Genomic DNA, 19,159 nt, shown 5'->3' with positions numbered 1-19,159 from the left:
CGCCGACGGGATGACACCCCGACCGGCCGTCGTTCACGTGCCCGGCGGAGGCTGGGGCGCTCCCACCTTTCGACCTCCGTGAACCTCCGGATCACGTGCCGGATCACTCACACCAAGGCTCGAGCCCTCTCCGAGGGCTGCCGCGGGAACCGACGGGTCACCTGCAACCGGTGACCGTGGATGGGAATCATGAACATCGCGTACTGGATCGTCTCCGGACTCCTCGCCTCCTTCTACCTCTACGCAGGCGCGTTGAAGGTCTTCCGCGGCCGAGAACAACTCCGTCCGATGATGGCCTGGGTCGATCGCATGCCTCTGCCCGCCGTCAGAGCGCTGGGGGCGGTCGAGATCCTCGGCGCGATCGGGCTGATCCTGCCGCCCCTGACGGGGATCGCGCCGTGGCTGGCAATGGGTGCGGCCATCGGGTTCGTGCTCCTGCAGCTCGGTGCGATCGCCGTCCACCTCACAGGCGAGGACCACCGGATCGCACTCAATGGCGGGCTCATTGCGATGGCGGCCGTGACCAGCTGGCTGGCCACCGCCCGGCTGTGATCCAGCACGGTTCTCGACCGGTGGACGCGAGCGGGTCAGTCGGGCCGAGCCGGCGCCCGTGGCCGGGAGGAGCTGAGGACGAGCCGAAGAGGGCCTGAGAACTCCTGACGAGATGGAGTGGCGGACGCACTCGTGAGGCGGTGACGATCTCTCGGAACTCGCCAGTGAGGGGGTGGCTGTGGGCGACATCGTTCCGAGGGAGCCCGTCTCCCTCGCCGATGACGAGGGGAACAGCGTCACCGTCGACGTTCTGGGGCGTGATCCCAGGTGGAGTGCCGGGCTTGCCGCCGGAATCGTGGTCGGAGCTCCCTCGGCGACCTTCCGGCGGCTGGTGTGCCGGGTGGTGAGCGCGGGTGGCCGGGAGCAGAGTGGGAGGTGTCCGTAGCCGCAGAGGTCCGGTTCCGTGTCCGGACGGAGGACTCGCCCCATGATTCAGCCGGCCGACATCCGTGAGTGGCGCCTGCAGGACGTGGTCGATCCCGACGGCCACAGGATCGGCACTCTCGAGGCGATCTACGTGGACACGAGTACGGACGAGCCCGCCATGGCGACCGTGGAGGTGGGGCTGCCGACGCGCCACCGCCTGGTCTTCGTCCCGCTCGACGGCGCCGTCGTCGGGCCCGGCTACGTCCGCGTCGCCTACGGGAAGGCGCTCGTGAAGGACTGTCCCGCGATGGGCACGGACGACGTCCTTCCCGCGGAGGAGGAACCCGCGGTGTTCCACCACTACGGTCTGGCCTACCGGCCCGGTGCCAACGGCGAGCGACAGCTCGCACGGCGCTGACGTGCCCCGAGGCCAGTTCTTTTCTCCGAGCGAGCGCACGTGTGCAGGCAGAGAGCGCTCCTGGGGCACGTCAAGACAGCGGACGGCTCCGCAAGACAACGGACGGCTCCTCGGGCGCGTCCAGGGCCTGTCGATAGCCTGCGCTTCATGATGCGAATGTGGGCTCTGCCGATGCTGCTCGTGCTCTGCGGCTCGGCCACGGCGACCGGCCGCAACGAGCGCCCCGGCGAGGCCGTGGCGCTGCTCGTGGTGTTCCTGTTGCTCGCCGTGGCGACCTCGCCCTTGATCTTTCCGAGGTCGATCGGCGCCCTGGAGGCGCAGCGTCGCAGTGCTGACGACGGTCGGCCGATCGTCTTCTGGAGACCTGGCTGCGTGTTCTGCCTGCGCCTGCGCATCCGCTTGGGGCGCAGCGCCCGGCGGATGCACTGGGTGGACATCTGGCGTGATGCGGAAGGTGCGGCGGTGGTGAGGGCGGCCAACGACGGCAATGAGACGGTGCCGACCGTCGTCGTCGGGGGCCGGCCCCGCGTCAACCCCGATCCCGCCTGGGTGCGGGAGCAGGTCCGTCGTTCTGGCTGACCGGAAGAGGTGCCAGGGAGTGCGGGACGGGCGGCCAGGGCGTTGCGGCGTGTGTGTGGGGGGAGAGAGACCGGGCCACGTGAAGGCATGAGGGACCGGGCCGCGTGACGACGTGAGGTCGGGGCCGCGGTCGGGGTCGGGGTCGGGGTCGGCCTGACGGTGTGGTGGTGGACCGGCTCACCCGTCGACGATCGTGCGTACGTTCTCAGGACTTCCGCAATCCGAGGCCAGCAGCCTCGCGCGCTCCCTCTGGAACGCAACGCCCAACTCGGCCCTGCGTTCGTCGGGGACGTTCTCCCTGGCTCCGTTGAGGATCGTCCGTTCCTCCTCGTCCACGTGGTGGGAGACCGCCTTCGCCAGCTCCTCCAGCCGCTCGTCCCACTCCTCGGAGCCCACGTCCTCGACCTCCAGCAGGGCCAGGAGCGCCTTGTTCCCCTCGGCATGCTCCTCCGTACCGTGCTCCACCTCCTCGTTGTCGACGCCCCGGAAGCGCTTGAGCGCACTGTAGACCTCGGCCTCCTCGGCCTCGCCGTGCGCGATGAGCAGGGCCGAGAACTCCTTCAACGCGGCGGCGCGGTCGGCCTCGACGCTCCGCATGCGGCGGAACAGGTCCTCCATGGCTCGGTGATCCGCGAGAATCACCGCGACGACGTCCTGGTCCAACGTGCTGCCGGTGCTCATGCTGTTCTCCTTGCTCGACTACGGGTTCGGGCCGCTGATCGGGGACCGTCGGGGCTGCGTGCGGCTCCCGTCGGTCCCGGGCGTGCAGGACGCGGCTTCCCGCTGGGCGCGGCGCGAAACAGTGACCGTGCGCGGTCGGCGGGCCGGCACGGCCGACCCGCTCGCCACGCCGGCGAACGCCGGCGATCGAGGCCCGCGGCGATTCACCCCCATGGCCACCGATCCGCCCCCGCGACCACCGATCCGACCGACCGGCGCCCGGGACATGGACGGTCGGCCGGAATAGTGGGCCCGGCCGAGGGTAGGCGCGTGCCGAGTGAGGAGTCGCGATGAATGTCCTGACGATGGGTGTCGAGGAAGAGTTCATGCTGGTCGACCGCGTCACCCGCACGCCCGTGAACCGTGCGCCACAGGTGATCGACCGGGCCTCCCGCGACCTCGGTGAGCAACTGCAGACAGAGTTCTTCAACGCGCAGATCGAGACCTGCACCCGGGCGACCTCCTGTCGGACGGCCCTGCGCGACGAACTCACGTGGATGCGCGGAGTGGTTGCCGCGGCCGCCCGCAGCGAGCGCTGCGTGCCGGTCGCATGCGGCACCCCGGTGCTCAGCCCGGAGGAGCCGCTGACGGTCACGAACACCGAGCGCTACCGACAGATGGCCCGGCGCTACGCGCCGCTGCTCAGGCACGACGACGGAAGTACGCGCGACGAGGGGCTCGTCTGCGGATGCCACGTCCACGTGGGGAAGCTCGACCGCGGACAGGCCCTCGCCCTCGCGCGGCACATGAGACCGTGGTTGCCGGTCCTCCAGGCCCTTGCCGGAAACTCTCCCTTCGCGCAACGCCGAGACACGGGCTACGCGAGCTGGCGCGCCGTCGAACACGCACGCTGGCCGACCGTCGGCCCCACCCCTGTACTCGACGAGCCCCAGTATCTCGCCCATGTCGCACGGCTCGTCGGGGACGGGACGCTCCTCGACGACCGCATGGTGTACTGGCACGCACGGCCTTCGGAACACGTGCCGACCCTGGAGGTCCGGGTCGCCGACGCCAATGCGGACCTCGACACGGTGGTGCTGCTCGCGGTCCTGGTCCGCGGCCTCGCCGGCACCTTGTTGTCTCGCATCGCCGCCCGCGTACCCGAGCCGCGGATGCCGTGCCCCGACCTGTTGCAGGCGCACCGGCTGGCCGCCGCCCAGGGCCTCGGAGGGCTTGGCCTGGATCCGGTCGACGGCCGGGAACGGCCCGCGGCGACCCTGGTGGACGCCCTGATCGGCTTCGTCCGCCCGGCCCTGGACGCGACCGGCGACACGGAGTGGGTGTGCGCGCAGTGGGACCGGATCCGTACGGACGGAGGAGGGGCGGCCAGGCAGCGAGCCGTGCTCCGTCGCAGCGGGCGGTTCACCGCGGTGGTCGACGCCTTGGCCGCCGCTACGGAGCGGGGCTGAGCACGACGACGGGCGCGCCGCGGGCCTGAGTCCCGTCACGATTCCCGACAAGGCTGGCGCGGCATCCGGCGATCGCGCGGGAGCGGGGGCCAGAGACGGCCATGCCGAGGGGGCGGGGGGAATCAGACATTGAGCTCGTGCGTGTGGCTGGAGTCCGCCCGCCCCCGGTGGCGGGGGCGGGCGGCAGGCTGCGTGGACGGGGCGGGAGCGGCCGTGGCCGGACCTGCCCGGTGGTCAGCTCAGCTCAGGCGGGGGCCGCCGGGGTCGACAGGCGGCATCGGGCGGGCTTCCTGCGCTCCCGATGCCGTACTCGTCGGACCGGGCGCGCCCATCGTCCCCGGAGCCTCCCGGACCGGCGCGTCGGACGGTGTGAGTCCGCCACCGCGGGGCGGAGCGTCGGCGGTGTCCGAAGGACGTACGCGGCCGCGCCAGCCGCCGGTCTCGTGGCCGTGGTCCTCGATGTAGCCCTTGAACCGCTTGAGGTCACCCTTGACCCGCCGGTCCAGGATGCCGAGCGCGTCGGCCGCCTTCTCGGCCATGCCTTCGGGTTCCACGTCCATGGCCAGACTCACCCGGGTGTGACCTTCGTCGAGCTGCTGAAAGGTGACGACACCCTTCTGCTTCACGTCGCCGCCGACCGTACGCCACGAGATGCGCTCGTCGGCCAGTTGGTCGACGATCTCCGTGTCGAACTCGCGCCGGACACCCGCGATCTTGGTCTGCCAGTGGCAGTGTCGGTCGTCGACCTGTGTGACGTCCTCGACGCCCTCCATGAAGCTCGGGAACTCCTCGAACTGCGTCCACTGGTTGTAGGCGTTCCGCACGGGAACGTCCACCTCGATCGTCTGCTTCACCATGCTCATGTCGTGCCTCCTGCCTGTGTCGTGAACAATTCGGTGTCTTTCCGCGCGTACCCGGCGAGGCCGACCCCAATCGCGGGCGGCCGATCCGGAGAACTTCCCGCTCCGGTTTCCGCCCGCCGTCCGTCTCCGTACCTCCCCGTTTTCCTCCGGGCCCCGTCGCCTTCAACCCTGTGCTGTCCGGGCGCCGTTACTCTCGGGCGCCTGCAGTGCTCCGCCGGGCAGCCGGCGGACGAGCGTGAAGCGATGCTGCACCCAGGCGTGCTCGATCCCCGTGGCGTCGCTCATCCGCGCCGTCACGTCGTAGGCGCCGCAGTGGGCGCGCCCGAGGGGCAGCCGTTCGGGCGGCAGCCTGATCTCGTAGGGGCCCCCGGCACGGAAGCTGCCCAAGGCGCTCCGCCGGGCCACGGGATCCTCTCCCTCCCCGACCCTGACGGTCTCGAAGACCAGGCCGTCCGTGTCTGCCCCCAGCCGGAAGGTCAGCACGATGCTGACCACCGCGCCCTCCGGCAGCTCGTACGGGAGACCGACCCCAGGGCCTTCGAGGGGCACGGTGAACGTCCCCAGCTCGTCGGAGACGAGCGTCAACGCCATCAGCTCGACGGTGCGCGCGGCGAGTGCGCCTCCGCCCTCGGGGGAGGGGTACGGCGCGGGGGAGCGCGAGGCACGGGTGGCGGGTGGCATGGGAATCAACTCCGCGGGATGGGTGCGAGGTCCTACGCTCTCGGCCGCCGACGGCCATGGGGCCTCAGGCGAGCCCCACACGGGTCCGGTCCGGGAGGACGGTGAACAGGCGAAGGGTGCCCGTCCGCAGGAACAGGTGGTGCAGCCGCCGGGGGATCGGTCCGATCAGGAGCAGGTTGTGGTGGGAGAAGTGCGCGGAGAGCAGTTCGTGCAGGAAGGACGAATCACCGAAGGTGACCCGCGCGAGGTCGAGAACGGTGTGGGTAGCCCGGTCGCGCCGTGCCTCGTTGAGGGCCTCGTGCAGGCAGGACACGTTGCTGACGCCGAAGGAGCCGGTCAGCGTCAGAAACACGGTGCCGGACTCGGCCGAGGCATCCCGGACGACACACGATCCGACGTTCCCCGCCCGGTAGGCCGGCAGCTCCGCCGAAGGACGGGGTGTCGCAGCCGCGGGGCCTTGGTTCCTGGTCATGATGCGGGCGTCCAGCCGTGCGTCCGTCGTCGACGACGGACGTCAGGACTTCGCGGAGACCGCGCCGAGGAGGTCGCCGACCTCGGGATCCGAAAGAACACGCGCGATGTCGGCCATCGTGCGTGCGGCGTCGACGAGCGTCTCGTCCCGACGGATGCAGGTCGCGTCCGGGGTCATGAGGTCACGTGCGGTGGTGGTCATGGCCGGTCACCCTCGTACGGGTCGGGGCAGGGGTTTCTCACGGCGCATTCCCGCTGTCTGAGTTCACAACCGTCGGAAACGCGGTTCTTCGCCCTCTCCCAGCGATGGACACACGCCGTGGCGGCCTCCGTGATGGCTTCCTCTCACGGTCTCGGCGACGGATGCAGGGCATCACCTCAGAGGCGGATGCATGGCACCGTCGAGAACGGGCAGCCGCGAGGGGAGCGGAGGCCACGCCTTGAGGACGACCCGGCGGCCTTCGACGGCATTCGGAGGTGGCGTCATGGTTCCCCTGCTTCTCGTCCTGCTGGTGATTCTGATCCTCTTCGGCGCGGGCTTCGCGCTCGACGTGCTGTGGTGGATCGCCATTGCCGTACTCGTGCTGTGGCTGCTGGGGTTCGCAATGCGGAGTGGCGGAGGTCGCTGGTACCGGTGGTGACCTGAGGCGCCCTGCCCGTCTGTCTCACCGGGCTCACCGGACCCACCTGTCTCACCTCACCGGGCTCACCGAGTTCTCCGGGCCGATGGGGGCTCGAGCCCCGAACCGACCTGACTGTAGTCGCCTGCCGCGACGGCCGGATGGCCGAGGATCGCCGCGACGCAGAGCGCCACGGGCACAGGGCTGGAGGGTGGGCAGGCCGGCGATGGTCGATGAGAGCAGCGGCCCGGCGACGACCCGTCTGCCGACGCAACGCAAGGACTGCCTCGCCCTGCTTTTGCTGCTTTCCCTCGACGGCCCAGCGGCGAGCTTTGCTGCTTCCCTCGACGGCCCAGCGGCGACGGGCCAGCTGCGATGGGGGATCTACGGGGGATCGACGATTCGGTGAGCGATCGGAGCGGCCTGCCACCGGGGCAGGTCGGCTGCCGGCTGCCGAGCGGTCTCGGAAGGGCGGTCGCCTTTCCCGGCCGCCGATGGAGGCCGGGGCCGGCCCCCCCATCGGCGGGGAGGGTCGCCGTTCGACCGACCCGGTCGCCGCCGCCCCGGGTGACCCTCGCGGCGTGTGAACGTCGCAGCGGACCGTGAGTGTGTAGCGTCCGAGTCGAGCGGGCCGACCGCCGCGCGCCGTCCCGCTGCGTGCCGCTGGGCCTGGCCTCGGCGGGCCGCGATTTCGGAGGCTGACGTGACGGGTGAGCGGATCGGACTGGCCGAGGTCCTCGCAGCGGCGGAGAAAGCCGCGCCCGCGGATTCCCTCGGCGTCGTGATGCGCGAGCTGCGCGATCGGTTCGGCGCCCGGCACGTGTCCTTCCTCTGTGTCGACGTCGTCGGCCGGCGTCTGCTGCGCGTCCACGACACCCCGGACGCCCACCATGAGGAACGAGCGGCGCAGGTTCTGCTCTCCGGTACAGGGGCGTACGACGAGGTCCTGCGCGGTCAGCGGCTGGTGCTGGCTCCGGAAGGCGGGCAGGGGCAGCGGCTGCTCGCCCCGGTGACGAACCGGGGCGACATCATCGGAGTCCTCGAACTGTCCCTCGACCACGCCCCCGTGGAGGTGCTGCAGCAGGTCGAGGCGGCCGCGCGAGCGCTGGCGTACGTCATCGTCACCGACCGCAGGTTCACCGACCTCTACCACTGGGGCAACCGCACCGCGACGGTCAGCCTCTCCGCCGAGATCCAGCGCCAGCTCCTGCCGTCGGCCTCCTGCTGCGAAGCGCTCCAGTTCACCCTCGCCGGCGCCCTCGTCCCGGCCTCCGACATCGCCGGCGACACCTACGACCACAGCCTCGACGCCCGCACGCTCCACCTCTCCATCACCGACGCCATGGGCCACGACGTCAGCGCCGCCCTCATGGCCACCCTGCTCGTCAACGCCTCCCGTGGTGCCCGCCGAGCCGGGGAAGACCTGGCCGAGCAGGCCCGCCAGACCCACCAAGCCCTCCTCGAACACGGCCGCCACTCCCTCGCCACCGGCCAGCTGCTGCGCATCGCCCTGGACGGATCCAGCGCCCAGCTGGTCAACGCCGGCCACCCAGCACCGCTGCGGCTGCGCGACGGAATGGTCGACCAGCTGCACCTCAAGGTCAACCTGCCTTTCGGCATCGTCGAGCAGGGCGCGTACCAGGTACAGGACGTGGACCTGCGCCCCGGTGACCGCCTGCTGCTCCACACCGACGGGATGCAGGAACGCGACGCACGGACGGTCGACCTTCCCCGCCTCCTGCGCGAGACCGGTACCGAGCATCCACGCGAGGTCGTACGTACCCTCGTCGGGGCGGTCTCCGACGCTTACGGCGGGCGGCCTCCGAAGGACGACGCGACGGTCCTGTGCCTGGACTGGCACGGCCCCTGGGGGGAGCAACGGTAGACGCGATGCGCTGCGACGCGACGCGCTCGATTCGGCGCGGGAGGCGCGAACCCCCGGCCCCGACGCGTGCACGCGGCTCGATGTCCATGCCGGATCCATCGCATGCCGGATCGGTCCCATGCCGGGTCCGCGGCGGAGGCGTCCCATCACCGGCAGGTTCGCGGCAAGCCGGCTTACCGCGGGTTTCGGCCGTACGGCCCAACCGGCGACCGGGTGAGCGGGGTTCCGTCGCGTCGATGAGTCGGCGGCCGACCGGCAGGGGCTATCTCTTGACGGAGACAGCCGCCTCATCGGGAGTAAGCCATGGGCCTCATCACCATCGAGTTGTTCGCGACCCTCGACCTTGTCGGGCAGGCGCCCGGCGGTCCTGACGAGGACCCGGCGGGCTTCCCCTTCGGCGGCTGGCAGGCGCCCCTGCTGGACGAGGTCGCGGGGGCGCAGATCGGTGCCGCGTACGAGGGTACGGACGCCCTGCTGCTCGGTCGGCGGACGTACGACATCTTCGCCGCCTACTGGCCTCACCAGGACGGCGGCGAGGACGGCGAGATCGCCGCGTTGTTCAACAGCGTCCCGAAGTACGTGGTGTCTCACGGCAGGCCCGACCTGTCGTGGGCCGGGTCCACGCAGCTCGGCCCAGACCTCGGAGAAGCGGTGCGTGAGATCCGTGACCGGCACGAGGACGTGAAGGTCGTCGGGAGCCTGAACCTCGTGCAGACGCTGCTGCGCGAGAAGCTCTTCGACCGCATCGATCTCTGGCTGCACCCGATCGTGCTCGGTGTCGGGAAGAAGGTGTTCGACGACGGCGCGGTGCCCACCAACGTCACGCTCCTCGCGCCCCCGGTGGCCGGCCCGAAGGGGACCGTGTTCCTGCGTTACGGGATCGCCGACGGCACTCCCGCGACCGGTGACATGAGCCTCCCCGACCGCGGTCTCGAAAGCGACGGCTGAGGCACCCCGGGCGAAGCGGCCGTGCAGGAGGATGCGGGGATGCCCACGGCCTCCCGCCACCCTCCGGAGTGACACACTCCGGGACTGGGGTCCTCACCTTGCCGCGGCCGCCGCACGATTGCGCAATCGCCGCTTGAGGGCACGGCGTTCGTTCTCGTCGAGGCCGCCCCAGACTCCCGTGACCTGACGGGCGTCGTCCATGGCCCAGTTCAGGCATGCCGTCTGAACTGGGCAGTCTCGGCAGATGCGCTTGGCCTCTTCGGCCTGGACCAGAGCCGGGCCACCGGTCCCCACCGGGAAGAAGAGGTCGGGGTCGATGTTCTGGCAAGCAGCGGATGCGCGCCAGTTGTCCATGTCATTCCTCCTGTCTAGGAGTACGGAGGTTGTTCCATTCGGCTGACCGCTCAGCGCTACTTGAAACGTGGTCAGCACTCGTGAACACGAATCAGTCGGGTGCGCCGGGGTGAGGTGCGGGCGCGGTGGGGCGGGGGCCCGGCGGCGCGTGGAAGGGCGTGGAGGGGCGTGGGAGAGTGCGACGGTCGACAGGTGCCGGCAGTACCGCGAGCCCGCGCTCCCGGCGAACTCGCGGAGATCGCGATCATGTCGGCAGACCTGTCCTCCTCGGCCCGACCCTCGGACTTCACCCCCGACCCCGACGCCGCCCCCACCCCGCCCCCCGACCACGCGGAACGCCAGGAGGCGCTGTGACGGACCTCGCTCCTTTCACCGACATGCTCGACGGCCCCATGTACGTGGTGACCGCCGCGTCCGGCGGCGAACGGGCGGGCTGCCTGGTGGGCTTCGCCTCGCAGTGCTCCATCGACCCGCCACGGTTCGCCGTGTGGCTGTCGGTCGCCAATCACACGTACCGCGTCGCGCGCGAGGCGGAGTTCCTCACCGTGCACCTGCTCCATCAGGACGCGCGGGCGCTCGCTGAGCTCTTCGGGTCGGAAACGGGTGACCGGGTCGACAAGTTCACTGCGGTCGGCTGGCGGCCGGGAGAGGGAGGCAGCCCGGTCCTGGAGCAGCTGCCCACCTGGTTCACCGGCCGGATCGAGGGGCACATCGACGGCGGCGACCACATGGGTTTCCTTCTGGCCCCCGTGGCGGTGTGTCCACCGACAGAGGGCCCACCGCCCGCGCTGCTCCGATACCGGGAACTGCGGAACCTCGAACCGGGCCACCCGGCCTGAGGCCAGGAGCCCGCACGCAGCCTCCACCTGAGCTGCACGTAACCCCCCACCGTCGAATGCGGGCCGTCGGAGCACGCGCTGCCAGTGCCGAGTGAGGGGCTTCTGTTAGGACGTTTAAGGCGTCCAGGACGCGCAGCAGGTTGAGATCCATCAATCGCTCCTGACCTGCAGTTTTGCATCTGAGGCAATGATTGGATACCCATCTTTGCATGGTTGTGGAGCCCTGTGGCACGGACAGTGGAGACGTCCGCGGAACGCGCGGCATTCCTCCCTTCGTCCCTTCTCAAGGAGCTGTTGTGCACCAGTCCCCCCGAACCGGTCGGGAAGGCGATGTCCTGGCCGTCGTCAGCCAGAGCGGTCCGACCGTCTCGTTCTTCGATGCCGTGTCCGACCGCCACCTCGGCCACGTGGAGGTCCCGGCCGAGCCCCACGAGTTGTGCCTCGATGCGACGCACCGGCTCCTGTGGTGCACGTTGACGTACAACTCGGGCTACTACCACGCGAACGGAGGCCGGCGCACCGACCTGGCCGTCATCGACCCCGACACCCGCCGTATCGTCGAGATCGTCGACATCGGCCCGGAACACGGCCCGCACGGCTTGGCGTTGGACCCGACGCGCGGCCGGCTCTACGTCAGTGTGGAGGGCGCCGCGGACCGGTCAGGCGGTGTCGTGGTCATCGACACGGCGACCCGTCGGCCCGTGGGCAGGATCGACACGGACGCACCCGGCCCGCACTGGTTCGCCATCGACCCGGCGGGCAGGACGGGGTACGCCACCAACAAGGAGGCGCCGTTCGTATCGGTCGTCGACCTCGAACGGGGCGTCCTCACCTCGAAGGTCGAGGTACCGGGCAGCGAGGGCCTCGCCGTCTCCGCCGACGGCGCGTACGCCTTCGTCGCCGCGCCCTACGGCGACTTCTCCGCCGCGGTCGAAGGACGGCCGGCCACGGGAGTCCGGGTCATCGACGCCCGCAGGGTGTCCGTCGTCGACACCCTGCCCACGGAGGGCATCGTCCTGCCGGTGCATCTGACCTCGACGGGGAAGTTGCTGGCGGGCGAAGTGCGCATGACACCCGATCCTGGGTCGCGACTCGGACGCCACGCACCCGGCCGCCTCACCGTGTTCGCCGCCGACACGCGCAAGCAGGTGGGTGAACTCGCGGTCGGGCTCTTCCCGCTGACCATCACCTCGTCTCCCGACGGCCGACTCGCCTATGTGGCCTGCGCCGTCTCCTCCACCGTCGATGTCGTCGACCTGGAGACGCTGGATCTCCTGGCCCGGCTGGACATCGCCAAGCTCGGCGAGGCCGGCGCGCACGGCCTGGCCTATCTCCCGCGCCCCGCCTGAGGGCCCGGCGCGGCGAGGCGGACGTCCTGGCATCTCGCGCCCGCTCGCGAGGCCACTGCGACGACGCACTCGGAGACGGGACCCCCGGCCACCTCCTGCAGTGGGGCCTGGTTCTGGCGATCTCGGAACGGAACGGAACGGTACGGCTACGTGCTCACTCTTCGTATCCAACAGTTGGTGGTCACCTTTCGTGCCCAACCCAGCTCGTTCGTGGTCACTCTTCGTGTCCCACACCTCCCTGCGCGTCGATAGATCGCAGCATCGCGGATGAGCCGCCGTGCACGGGGCAGTCGCCAGGAGGAGCGGGACGGCGCCGTCCCGTCCGCGATCAGTCGTGTCGATCCTGGAGGTGTCCCGTGTCCGGTACTGCTCTGCCCGTGGGCACACTGCCAGGCGGGCTGATCGCCCTGCCGGGCGTCTACCGACCGCAGGCGGACACACGTCTGCTCGCCCACGCCCTCGCCCACGAGGACCTCGGTCCCGGGACCGAGGTACTGGAGATCGGTACGGGTACCGGCGCGCTCGCCCTCGACGCAGCGCAGCGACGGGCACGGGTCACGGCGGTCGACGTCTCATGGCTCGCCGTTGTCACCGCCCGCCTGAACGCCCTGCGCCGAAGACTGCCCCTGCGCGTCGTCCACGGCGACTTCGCGGCGCGCAGCGCGGGCCGCCGCTTCGATCTCATCGTCTCGAATCCGCCCTACGTGCCGGCACCGGACGTCCTGCTGCCCTCGCGAGGGCCGGCGCGGGCCTGGGACGCCGGACCGGACGGGCGCGGCGTCATCGATCGCATCTGCGCGGGCGCTCCGGCGCTGCTGAGGCCCGGCGGGGTGCTGCTGCTGGTCCATTCCCAGATGTGCGGTGCTCAGGAGACCGTGGACCGATTGAGACGGGTGGGCATGGACGCGCAGGTCACGGCCAGGACCTCAGTGCCGTGGGGGCCCGTCCTGCGCTCGCGCCGGTCCTGGCTGACGCGGGTGGGCCTGGCGACTGAAGCCGAGGAACGGGAAGAGCTGGTGGTCATCCGTGCACGCTGACTCCCGGAGCACCGCCGGCGGCTCTCGGAACGCTCCAGGTGACTCCCGGACCACCACCGGTGGCTCCCGGCGTACCGACGGAGACTCCCGGAACACTCCCGGCCAGGACCACGCGGAGGGGCCTGCCCATCACACGGAGGGGCCGGCCCACCGTGCTGAGAGGCCTGCCCACCACGCGCCTAAGGACCCGAAGGGACCTGTCCTGGTCGAGGGACCGGTCGAGATCGTGCTCGACGACGGGACGGTCGCCCGCTCCGAGCGCTTCATGGTCGCCCTCTGCACCTGCCGCCGCAGCCGTATCTACCCGTGGTGCGACACCAGCCACCGGCCCCGGCAGCGCGCCGTCCCTCCCTCCGAGGACAGGAGCACCTCATGACGCCCTCGTTCACGAGCACCACAAGCGCCACAAGCCGCACAGCCAACACGAGCCCCACAGCAGCCGCGACCACCACCGCCACAGCCCCCGCGGTCTCGGAGGCCGCAGCCGGGCCCCGCCTCGTGGAACCGCGCGGCCCGCTGTCCTCCGCTGTCACCGAGGCCCTGCGGTCGAACGGCACTCCGGCGTACCGCCCGGGCGCCGTACTGACGGCCGACCCCTGGGGCGAGGACCTCCAGCTCGCGCTCTACCTCCTCTACGAGCTCCACTACCGCGGCTTCGACGGTGTGGACGACGACCGCGAGTGGGACCCGGAACTCCTGCGGCTGCGCCAGGCCGTGGAGTCCCGCTTCCTGCACGCCCTGAGCACGGAACTCCTCGACGCGCCCCGATCGGTCGCCGAGGCCTTCGCCCCGCTCCTCGTCGAACCGCTGGACTCCGTGAGCGGTGTAAGTCGCCACCTGGAACGGAAGGGCGAGCTGTGGCAGTTGCGGGAGTACGCGGCCCTTCGCTCCCTCTATCACCTCAAGGAAGCCGACCCGCACGTCTGGGTGATCCCTCGGCTGCGGGGCCGGGCCAAGGCGGCGATGGCCGCCATCGAGTACGACGAGTTCGGTGCCGGCCGCCCCGACCGGATCCACGCCCAGCTCTTCGCCGAGCTCATGGTGGACCTTGGCCTCGACCCCGCGTACGGCCGCTACCTGGACCAGGCCCCCGCGCCGCTGCTCGCCACCGTCAACCTGATGTCCCTCTTCGGGCTCCACCGGTCCCACCGAGGTCTCCTCGTCGGTCACTTCGCCTGTGTAGAGGTGACCTCGTCACCCGGCTCCAGGCGACTCGCCAAGGCGATGCGGCGCTGCGGTGCAGGAAGGGCGGCCGAGCGGTTCTACGACGAGCACGTCGAGGCGGACGCCGTGCACGAGCAGGTCGTACGCCGTGAGGTCATCGGCGGACTGCTTGCCGACGAGCCGTCCCTGGAGCCTGACATCGCCTTCGGCTGCGCGGCCACGGTCCACTTGGAGGACCGCCTCGCGGAGCACATCGGGGCGGCCTGGGACGAGGGACGCAGTGCGTTGCGTACGCCGCTGAACGCACGCCCCTGAGCGCGCGGACCTGAGAGCGAGCCGCGCGACGCCCCCGACGCGGGTGAACTCGGGGGAGGAGTGTGACGCGGGCCGGTGCGTCTGAGCATCGGCCGGTATCGAGCCTCGTAGGCTGGCCGGATGCGTCACCACGATCTTGTCGTCATCGGTGCGGGATCCGGCAACGCCGTCGTCGACGATTCGTTCGCCGATCTGGACGTGGCCATCGTCGAGGAACGCTGGTTCGGCGGCACCTGCCTCAACTCCGGATGCATCCCGAGCAAGATGCTCGCGTACACCGCGCAGGTCGCCCGGACGGTACGGGAGGCCGGGGCGTACGACGTCGACGCCGAGCTGCGAGGGGTGCGCTGGCGCGAGGTGCGCGACCGGGTCTTCGGGCGGCTGGACAGTGAACGGGACAGCGGCCGTCAGGGGCGCGTGCGACAGGACTCGGTCACCGTGTACGAGGGCAGCGCCCGGTTCATCGGGCCCAGGAGCCTTCGGATCGAGGGTGAGCACGGGACCGTCGACGTCAGCGCCGGGCAGATCGTCGTCGCGGTGGGCGGCCGGCCCTCGATCCCCGGTCCTGTCGCGGAGTCGGGACTGCCGTACGAGACCTCCGACACGATCATGCGCATCGACGCTCCGCCCCGGCACCTGGCGATCCTCGGGGGCGGATACATCGCCGCGGAGCTGGCCGAGGTCTTCGCGGAGGCGGGTTCCTCCATCACCATCGTGGAGAAGGAGGAGCGCCTGCTCGGGCCGCAGGACGAGACGGTCGCGGAGCGGTTCACCGAGCTGGTCCGCTCCCGCTACGACCTCAGGCTCGGCCGAGAGCTCACGGCGGTCGGCGGGGAGCCGGGCGCGCTACGGCTGACCCTGGACGACGGAGCCACGGTCGAGGCGGACGTGCTGCTCGTCGCGGTGGGCCGGACCCCGAACAGCGACAAGCTCAGCCTGGAAGCCGCCGGCATCGCGATCCACGACGACGGCCGGGTGCGTGTCGACCGCCATCAGCGCACCACCGCGGAAGGCGTCTTCGCCCTGGGGGACGTCTGCTCGCCGGTACCCCTCAAGCACGTCGCCAACCGTGAGGCGGAGGTCGTCGCTCACAACCTCCGCCACCCGGACGACCTCATCGCCGCCGACCACGACCTGGTACCGGCGGCGGTCTTCACGCAGCCCCAGATCGCCTCGGTCGGCGTCACCGAGCAGGACTGCCGAGCGAGAGGGCTGGACCATGTGGTGGGCATGGCCGGCTACGGCGACGTGGCCTACGGCTGGGCGATGGAGGACACCACCGGGTTCTGCAAGGTGCTCGCCGAGCCCGGCACAGGGCGCCTCCTCGGCGCCCACCTCATGGGAGCCGAGGCCTCGACGCTCATCCAGCCCCTCGTCCTGGCGGCGACACTCGGCATCGACGCCACCACGCTCGCCCGGTCTCCGTACTGGATCCATCCCGCGCTCACCGAAGTCGTGGAGAACGCCCTGCTGGACCTCGACCTCTGAGTCCTCCCGTCACGGGTGGCAACGGGGCGATGTCCTCGTGGCGGCCGTCACCGAGCGGTCTGACCGGCACCGTCAGAGAGGGGGTGTCGATCGTCATGAAGCGAGCTGCTCGCGGAGCTGCTCGCGGAGCCGCGCCGCCACCGCCGCGGCCTCGTCCGGTGAAACGTCCAGGATCCCGTTCTCCGACATGAGCGCGTGGAACTGCTGCTCGCCGTAGGGCACGTCCGGCGGCAGGCCCGCGACATGCCAGTGGACGTGGGAGTTTCCACCCTGCGCGCCCAACGACAGAAGGTAGACGCGCTCCGGCGCGCATACCTTCTCGACGGCCAGGGCCACCTTGCGCACCACGCGCATGATGGCGACATAGTCGTCGTCGGTGAAGCCACTGACGACATGCTCGATGTGGCGCTTGGGAGCGACCAGTACCTTGCCGGGCAGTGTGGGATACCGGTCGAGGAAGGCGACGTGATCGGCATCCTCGTAGACCAGGTGGTGCTCGTAGTCAGGGTTCCCGTCGAGGAAGGCGCACACGAAGCAAGGGCCGCGCCGTGCACGAACCTCGTAGGCGTCCAGGTCCATGGGCCGTCGGTCGGGCTGTGTCACGTGCGTCTCCTCGGGCTCGGGGAAGACGGCGGCGTGACTTCGGTGCACCCCCGCCGCACGACACCGTAACCGGTAGCAGGTGCCCCCTCCCGACGACGTGCAGCGTACCGACCGGCGAGATGATCAGGGCCCCTGCTATCGTGCGCCGATGTCAACGATCAAGCAGTTCCAGGTGACCTTCGACTGCGCCGAACCTGCGCGCCTCGCCGCTTTCTGGTGCGAGGTGTTGGGGTACGTCGTACCGACGGTGCCGGAGGGCTTTGCCACGTGGGGGGAGTACCACGGCTCGCTGCCGCCCGAGGACGAGATCTACTTCGCGTGTACCGATCCCTCGGGCGTGGCCCCGCGCCTGCTCTTCCAGCGAGTTCCCGAAGGCAAGGTCGTCAAGAACCGGGTGCATCTCTGTGTGCGGGCCGGTGCCGGGCTCGTGGGTGACGAGCGCCTGGCCACACTCGAGGCCGAATGCGCACGGCTGATGGCGCTCGGCGCGAAACACGTGCTGACGCAACGCGCCGATGGCGTCAACGAGTCGTGCATCACGATGCAGGACATCGAGGGCAACGAGTTCTGCCTCGGCTGATTCTCCTCCGAGACTGCGAGGTGGGGGCCCTCTCCCGGCGACAGCTCAGATCCCGCATGCGGCGGGAGTCATCCTGTGAGAGCGAGGTCGTGTAGGCGGGCAACGCCTTGCATCGCGTGGCGCACACCGTCGCCTCCGAGACGGCGGTCGCGCAGGATCTTCCAGGTCTTCATGCGGGCGGAGGCGTGCTCGACTCGGGCGCGGACTTTGCGGTGAGAGGTGTTGTGGGCTCCGTCCAGGCCGGTAGCTCGGTCTGGACGGGTTCTCGGCGGTGCGGGATGATCACGCCGGGTGTCGGCGTCCATGACGACCTGATGGTTGGTCGAGGGGCGGTAGTTGTTGGACTGCTCCGCCACGCTGAAGTCCCGTGTCGGCACCAGGGTGCCGTCCACGATCAGCACCGTGTCGGTGGGCCTGGCGTTCCTGCACGGTCCAGACTTGCGGGCACTGGATTGGCCGGCCAGGGTCAGTAGAGCCAGCGGTCCAAGAGCCCTGGCCAGAGAAACCCCTCGTAGCCGTTGAAGGCCGCCGGGTCGATCTCCTTCAGCTCCTCGACCAGCCGGTTCAGTTCGGCGAAAGCCCGCTCTTCCTCCTCCTCGGAGAGGTACTCTTCGGGGCCGTCCGGCTCGCTGAGAAGCTCTGAGGCTGTGACGCGAGTGCCGTAACGGTGCAGGACGTCGAGCCACACGTCGACACCCGAGTTGGCGAACCACGCCGCCCCGTCCGGCATGACGAAGTAGACCGCCCCGGTCTCCGGCTCCACACCGAACGATGACCGCTCGGCCTCGTCATCGGGGTCTGCCTGCTCGGTGAGACGGTAGAGCGGGCCCCGGGACGTGAGCAGGGCCGGCTCAGCCCCGCTCTGCATCACGACTCGTTCGATGAGGCGCGGAGCCAGGGGGATGCCCACATCGACGAGCTGTGCCTTCATGAAGCCCGGGATCCGCCAACCGGCCACAACGTTCCGTCCGGCTCGCGTGACATGCCCCAGACCGGCCCACTCGGTCAGCTGGTCGTACGTCACCATCGAACGGTCCTCTTTCATCGGCTGTGGCCCCGACCCCACTCGGACGACCTGTCCGCCGTCGGCAGCGGCCAGTTGTCAGGTTCCCGAGATGCCCTGTCAGACCAGGTGAACGCGTTCAACACTGCGGCGGGAGAGTTGGCGCGCGCCACCCCTGGCTCGTGCATCCACCCGTGTCCGCCAGGCGTCGGCGAGCATCGCGAACAGCGTTGTCGATCGACTTCCTAGTAGTCGCCGAGCCATGGGCCACGGGTGATCTGTGGGTGAAGGCGCTCGTCCAGACAGTTCAGGTGGGCCCACACGAACTGCGTGCTCCGTTCGCCGGCCCGTGTGATCTCCAACGCGACGCCATCCCCGGAGGGGCTGACGTCGGTGGTCTCCATACAGAACGCGCAGCTCACTCGCTCCTCGGTGTTCATCTGGTGAATGTAGCCCGAGGCGTGCAGATCGAGTGAGGTGGGTGTGAGCCACCGGAATCCGCCGGATCCGGGAGGCCGCCGGCCGGTTGGGCTGCAGGTCATGCGCTGACCAGGTGTCAGGTCAGGGGCCGTACGTATGCCGGCGGTGGTGAGTGTCCGGTGTTCCCGTGATGCCCCGTGATTCCCGCTCCGGGGCATGAGGGGGGAGGCGGGGGTACAGCTACCGACTCAGAGCTTCGGCAAGGTCCAGGAACAGCGATACCCCGAAGATGCCGACAGTGACGCTCCCTATCACCAACAGCGTCACGACCAGCGCGAATGCCATCGTGATCCGTGTGCGTCTCACAGCTGATCTGTATGCGCTGTCGTCGTCCCAGCCCTGCTGATCATGCATGGTGCCCCCTTGATGGCCAGGATACAAAAGGCATGAGGAGCTGCTTCGGGCAGGCGCAGTCCCGTCCATCCCCGGAGCGTC

At 70.1% G+C, this 19,159-nt stretch carries 23 protein-coding genes and 2 pseudogenes; 15 read left to right on the top strand and 10 right to left on the bottom strand.

From position 1 onward, the window contains the following. Positions 1 to 189 precede the first annotated feature (189 nt). The 3 genes from ACZ4XX_RS24405 to ACZ4XX_RS24395 all read left to right on the top strand — a co-directional run bounded on the left by ACZ4XX_RS24405 (position 190) and on the right by ACZ4XX_RS24395 (position 1,915). Complete coding sequence (locus tag ACZ4XX_RS24405) at positions 190 to 552, top strand: DoxX family protein (RefSeq protein ID WP_468509989.1); 363 nt, start codon at positions 190 to 192, stop codon at positions 550 to 552. A gap of 427 nt (positions 553 to 979) precedes the next feature. After that, positions 980 to 1,336: a PRC-barrel domain-containing protein gene (locus tag ACZ4XX_RS24400; RefSeq protein WP_468509988.1), complete on the top strand. Its 357-nt coding sequence runs from the start codon at positions 980 to 982 to the stop codon at positions 1,334 to 1,336. A gap of 147 nt (positions 1,337 to 1,483) precedes the next feature. Further along, positions 1,484 to 1,915 (top strand): glutaredoxin domain-containing protein, encoded by a 432-nt coding sequence (locus ACZ4XX_RS24395; protein ID WP_468509987.1) that lies wholly within the window; start codon positions 1,484 to 1,486, stop codon positions 1,913 to 1,915. A 177-nt stretch (positions 1,916 to 2,092) separates the two neighbouring features. Here ACZ4XX_RS24395 and ACZ4XX_RS24390 read toward each other — a convergent pair whose 3' ends face one another. Beyond that, complete coding sequence (locus ACZ4XX_RS24390) at positions 2,093 to 2,596, bottom strand: hemerythrin domain-containing protein (protein ID WP_468509986.1); 504 nt, start codon at positions 2,594 to 2,596, stop codon at positions 2,093 to 2,095. Positions 2,597 to 2,925: 329 nt separating this feature from the next. Here ACZ4XX_RS24390 and ACZ4XX_RS24385 point away from each other — a divergent pair, with 329 nt between their 5' ends. Next, positions 2,926 to 4,044: a carboxylate-amine ligase gene (locus tag ACZ4XX_RS24385; RefSeq protein WP_468509985.1), complete on the top strand. Its 1,119-nt coding sequence runs from the start codon at positions 2,926 to 2,928 to the stop codon at positions 4,042 to 4,044. A gap of 398 nt (positions 4,045 to 4,442) precedes the next feature. Here ACZ4XX_RS24385 and ACZ4XX_RS24380 read toward each other — a convergent pair. The 4 genes and pseudogenes from ACZ4XX_RS24380 to ACZ4XX_RS24365 form a co-directional block, all read right to left on the bottom strand. Then, positions 4,443 to 4,907, bottom strand: a pseudogene (locus ACZ4XX_RS24380) (SRPBCC family protein); the annotation flags it as partial. Between the two features lie 162 nt (positions 4,908 to 5,069). Further along, the gene (locus ACZ4XX_RS24375; protein WP_468509984.1) at positions 5,070 to 5,588 is read right to left on the bottom strand and encodes a hypothetical protein; all 519 of its coding nucleotides are present in this window, start codon (positions 5,586 to 5,588) and stop codon (positions 5,070 to 5,072) included. A 64-nt stretch (positions 5,589 to 5,652) separates the two neighbouring features. Continuing rightward, on the bottom strand, positions 5,653 to 6,060 hold the full coding sequence (locus tag ACZ4XX_RS24370) for an STAS domain-containing protein (RefSeq protein WP_468509983.1): 408 nt from the start codon (positions 6,058 to 6,060) through the stop codon (positions 5,653 to 5,655). A 42-nt stretch (positions 6,061 to 6,102) separates the two neighbouring features. Further along, positions 6,103 to 6,261: a CBS domain-containing protein gene (locus tag ACZ4XX_RS24365; RefSeq protein WP_468509982.1), complete on the bottom strand. Its 159-nt coding sequence runs from the start codon at positions 6,259 to 6,261 to the stop codon at positions 6,103 to 6,105. 283 nt (positions 6,262 to 6,544) lie between these two features. On the opposite strand from ACZ4XX_RS24365, the gene ACZ4XX_RS24360 reads away from it, so the two are divergent. The 3 genes from ACZ4XX_RS24360 to ACZ4XX_RS24350 all read left to right on the top strand — a co-directional run bounded on the left by ACZ4XX_RS24360 (position 6,545) and on the right by ACZ4XX_RS24350 (position 9,512). Further along, entirely contained in the window at positions 6,545 to 6,700 is a 156-nt protein-coding gene (locus ACZ4XX_RS24360; protein WP_468509981.1) for a hydrophobic protein, read from the top strand. Between the two features lie 682 nt (positions 6,701 to 7,382). Next, positions 7,383 to 8,564, top strand: coding sequence for a PP2C family protein-serine/threonine phosphatase (locus ACZ4XX_RS24355; protein WP_468509980.1), 1,182 nt, complete (start codon positions 7,383 to 7,385; stop codon positions 8,562 to 8,564). 303 nt (positions 8,565 to 8,867) lie between these two features. Continuing rightward, on the top strand, positions 8,868 to 9,512 hold the full coding sequence (locus ACZ4XX_RS24350) for a dihydrofolate reductase family protein (protein WP_468509979.1): 645 nt from the start codon (positions 8,868 to 8,870) through the stop codon (positions 9,510 to 9,512). Between the two features lie 93 nt (positions 9,513 to 9,605). On the opposite strand, the gene ACZ4XX_RS24345 is transcribed toward ACZ4XX_RS24350, so the two are convergent. Further along, on the bottom strand, positions 9,606 to 9,866 hold the full coding sequence (locus tag ACZ4XX_RS24345; RefSeq protein WP_468509978.1) for a WhiB family transcriptional regulator: 261 nt from the start codon (positions 9,864 to 9,866) through the stop codon (positions 9,606 to 9,608). Positions 9,867 to 10,058: 192 nt separating this feature from the next. Between ACZ4XX_RS24345 and ACZ4XX_RS24340 the strand changes: the two genes are divergently transcribed. The 7 genes from ACZ4XX_RS24340 (at position 10,059) to ACZ4XX_RS24310 (ending at position 16,058) form a co-directional block, all read left to right on the top strand. Continuing rightward, on the top strand, positions 10,059 to 10,220 hold the full coding sequence (locus tag ACZ4XX_RS24340; RefSeq protein WP_468509977.1) for a hypothetical protein: 162 nt from the start codon (positions 10,059 to 10,061) through the stop codon (positions 10,218 to 10,220). Further along, positions 10,217 to 10,705 (top strand): flavin reductase family protein, encoded by a 489-nt coding sequence (locus ACZ4XX_RS24335; protein WP_468509976.1) that lies wholly within the window; start codon positions 10,217 to 10,219, stop codon positions 10,703 to 10,705. The genes ACZ4XX_RS24340 and ACZ4XX_RS24335 overlap by 4 nt, the downstream gene beginning before the upstream one ends. A 296-nt stretch (positions 10,706 to 11,001) precedes the next feature. Further along, positions 11,002 to 12,054: a YncE family protein gene (locus ACZ4XX_RS24330; RefSeq protein ID WP_468509975.1), complete on the top strand. Its 1,053-nt coding sequence runs from the start codon at positions 11,002 to 11,004 to the stop codon at positions 12,052 to 12,054. 386 nt (positions 12,055 to 12,440) lie between these two features. After that, positions 12,441 to 13,091, top strand: a complete 651-nt coding sequence (locus tag ACZ4XX_RS24325; protein WP_468510013.1) for a HemK2/MTQ2 family protein methyltransferase — start codon at positions 12,441 to 12,443, stop codon at positions 13,089 to 13,091. Next, complete coding sequence (locus tag ACZ4XX_RS24320) at positions 13,081 to 13,467, top strand: CDGSH iron-sulfur domain-containing protein (RefSeq protein ID WP_468509974.1); 387 nt, start codon at positions 13,081 to 13,083, stop codon at positions 13,465 to 13,467. Before ACZ4XX_RS24325 ends, ACZ4XX_RS24320 begins: the two co-directional genes overlap by 11 nt. Next, entirely contained in the window at positions 13,464 to 14,570 is a 1,107-nt protein-coding gene (locus ACZ4XX_RS24315; RefSeq protein WP_468509973.1) for an iron-containing redox enzyme family protein, read from the top strand. Before ACZ4XX_RS24320 ends, ACZ4XX_RS24315 begins: the two co-directional genes overlap by 4 nt. A 120-nt stretch (positions 14,571 to 14,690) precedes the next feature. Beyond that, positions 14,691 to 16,058 (top strand): mycothione reductase, encoded by a 1,368-nt coding sequence (locus tag ACZ4XX_RS24310; RefSeq protein ID WP_468509972.1) that lies wholly within the window; start codon positions 14,691 to 14,693, stop codon positions 16,056 to 16,058. Positions 16,059 to 16,151: 93 nt separating this feature from the next. Here ACZ4XX_RS24310 and ACZ4XX_RS24305 read toward each other — a convergent pair whose 3' ends face one another. Further along, positions 16,152 to 16,661 (bottom strand): HIT family protein, encoded by a 510-nt coding sequence (locus tag ACZ4XX_RS24305; protein ID WP_468509971.1) that lies wholly within the window; start codon positions 16,659 to 16,661, stop codon positions 16,152 to 16,154. Between the two features lie 148 nt (positions 16,662 to 16,809). Here ACZ4XX_RS24305 and ACZ4XX_RS24300 point away from each other — a divergent pair, with 148 nt between their 5' ends. Continuing rightward, positions 16,810 to 17,241 carry a VOC family protein gene (locus tag ACZ4XX_RS24300; RefSeq protein ID WP_468509970.1) on the top strand — a complete coding sequence of 144 codons (432 nt, stop codon included), beginning with the start codon at positions 16,810 to 16,812 and terminating at the stop codon, positions 17,239 to 17,241. 68 nt (positions 17,242 to 17,309) lie between these two features. Here ACZ4XX_RS24300 and ACZ4XX_RS24295 read toward each other — a convergent pair. The 3 genes and pseudogenes from ACZ4XX_RS24295 to ACZ4XX_RS24285 all read right to left on the bottom strand — a co-directional run. Further along, positions 17,310 to 17,648, bottom strand: a pseudogene (locus ACZ4XX_RS24295) (IS5/IS1182 family transposase); the annotation flags it as partial. A 59-nt stretch (positions 17,649 to 17,707) separates the two neighbouring features. Then, the gene (locus tag ACZ4XX_RS24290; protein WP_468509969.1) at positions 17,708 to 18,268 is read right to left on the bottom strand and encodes an SUKH-4 family immunity protein; all 561 of its coding nucleotides are present in this window, start codon (positions 18,266 to 18,268) and stop codon (positions 17,708 to 17,710) included. A gap of 221 nt (positions 18,269 to 18,489) precedes the next feature. After that, positions 18,490 to 18,684 carry a hypothetical protein gene (locus tag ACZ4XX_RS24285; RefSeq protein WP_468509968.1) on the bottom strand — a complete coding sequence of 65 codons (195 nt, stop codon included), beginning with the start codon at positions 18,682 to 18,684 and terminating at the stop codon, positions 18,490 to 18,492. Positions 18,685 to 19,159: the final 475 nt, after the last annotated feature.

The organism is Streptomyces sp. NPDC029956 (assembly GCF_055574655.1).
The sequence above is the reverse complement of the archived record's forward strand: the minus strand, read 5'-3'. Positions and strand labels throughout refer to the sequence as shown.

Excerpts from the sequence above, each read along its gene's own strand:
- ACZ4XX_RS24405 (WP_468509989.1), top strand. The coding sequence starts at position 190 with ATGAACATCGCGTACTGGATCGTCTCCGGACTCCTCGCCTCCTTCTAC.
- ACZ4XX_RS24400 (WP_468509988.1), top strand. The coding sequence starts at position 980 with ATGATTCAGCCGGCCGACATCCGTGAGTGGCGCCTGCAGGACGTGGTC.
- ACZ4XX_RS24395 (WP_468509987.1), top strand. The coding sequence starts at position 1,484 with ATGATGCGAATGTGGGCTCTGCCGATGCTGCTCGTGCTCTGCGGCTCG.
- ACZ4XX_RS24390 (WP_468509986.1), bottom strand. The coding sequence starts at position 2,596 with ATGAGCACCGGCAGCACGTTGGACCAGGACGTCGTCGCGGTGATTCTC.
- ACZ4XX_RS24385 (WP_468509985.1), top strand. The coding sequence starts at position 2,926 with ATGAATGTCCTGACGATGGGTGTCGAGGAAGAGTTCATGCTGGTCGAC.
- ACZ4XX_RS24375 (WP_468509984.1), bottom strand. The coding sequence starts at position 5,588 with ATGCCACCCGCCACCCGTGCCTCGCGCTCCCCCGCGCCGTACCCCTCC.
- ACZ4XX_RS24370 (WP_468509983.1), bottom strand. The coding sequence starts at position 6,060 with ATGACCAGGAACCAAGGCCCCGCGGCTGCGACACCCCGTCCTTCGGCG.
- ACZ4XX_RS24365 (WP_468509982.1), bottom strand. The coding sequence starts at position 6,261 with ATGACCACCACCGCACGTGACCTCATGACCCCGGACGCGACCTGCATC.
- ACZ4XX_RS24360 (WP_468509981.1), top strand. The coding sequence starts at position 6,545 with ATGGTTCCCCTGCTTCTCGTCCTGCTGGTGATTCTGATCCTCTTCGGC.
- ACZ4XX_RS24350 (WP_468509979.1), top strand. The coding sequence starts at position 8,868 with ATGGGCCTCATCACCATCGAGTTGTTCGCGACCCTCGACCTTGTCGGG.
- ACZ4XX_RS24345 (WP_468509978.1), bottom strand. The coding sequence starts at position 9,866 with ATGGACAACTGGCGCGCATCCGCTGCTTGCCAGAACATCGACCCCGAC.
- ACZ4XX_RS24315 (WP_468509973.1), top strand. The coding sequence starts at position 13,464 with ATGACGCCCTCGTTCACGAGCACCACAAGCGCCACAAGCCGCACAGCC.
- ACZ4XX_RS24310 (WP_468509972.1), top strand. The coding sequence starts at position 14,691 with ATGCGTCACCACGATCTTGTCGTCATCGGTGCGGGATCCGGCAACGCC.
- ACZ4XX_RS24300 (WP_468509970.1), top strand. The coding sequence starts at position 16,810 with ATGTCAACGATCAAGCAGTTCCAGGTGACCTTCGACTGCGCCGAACCT.
- ACZ4XX_RS24290 (WP_468509969.1), bottom strand. The coding sequence starts at position 18,268 with ATGGTGACGTACGACCAGCTGACCGAGTGGGCCGGTCTGGGGCATGTC.
- ACZ4XX_RS24285 (WP_468509968.1), bottom strand. The coding sequence starts at position 18,684 with ATGAACACCGAGGAGCGAGTGAGCTGCGCGTTCTGTATGGAGACCACC.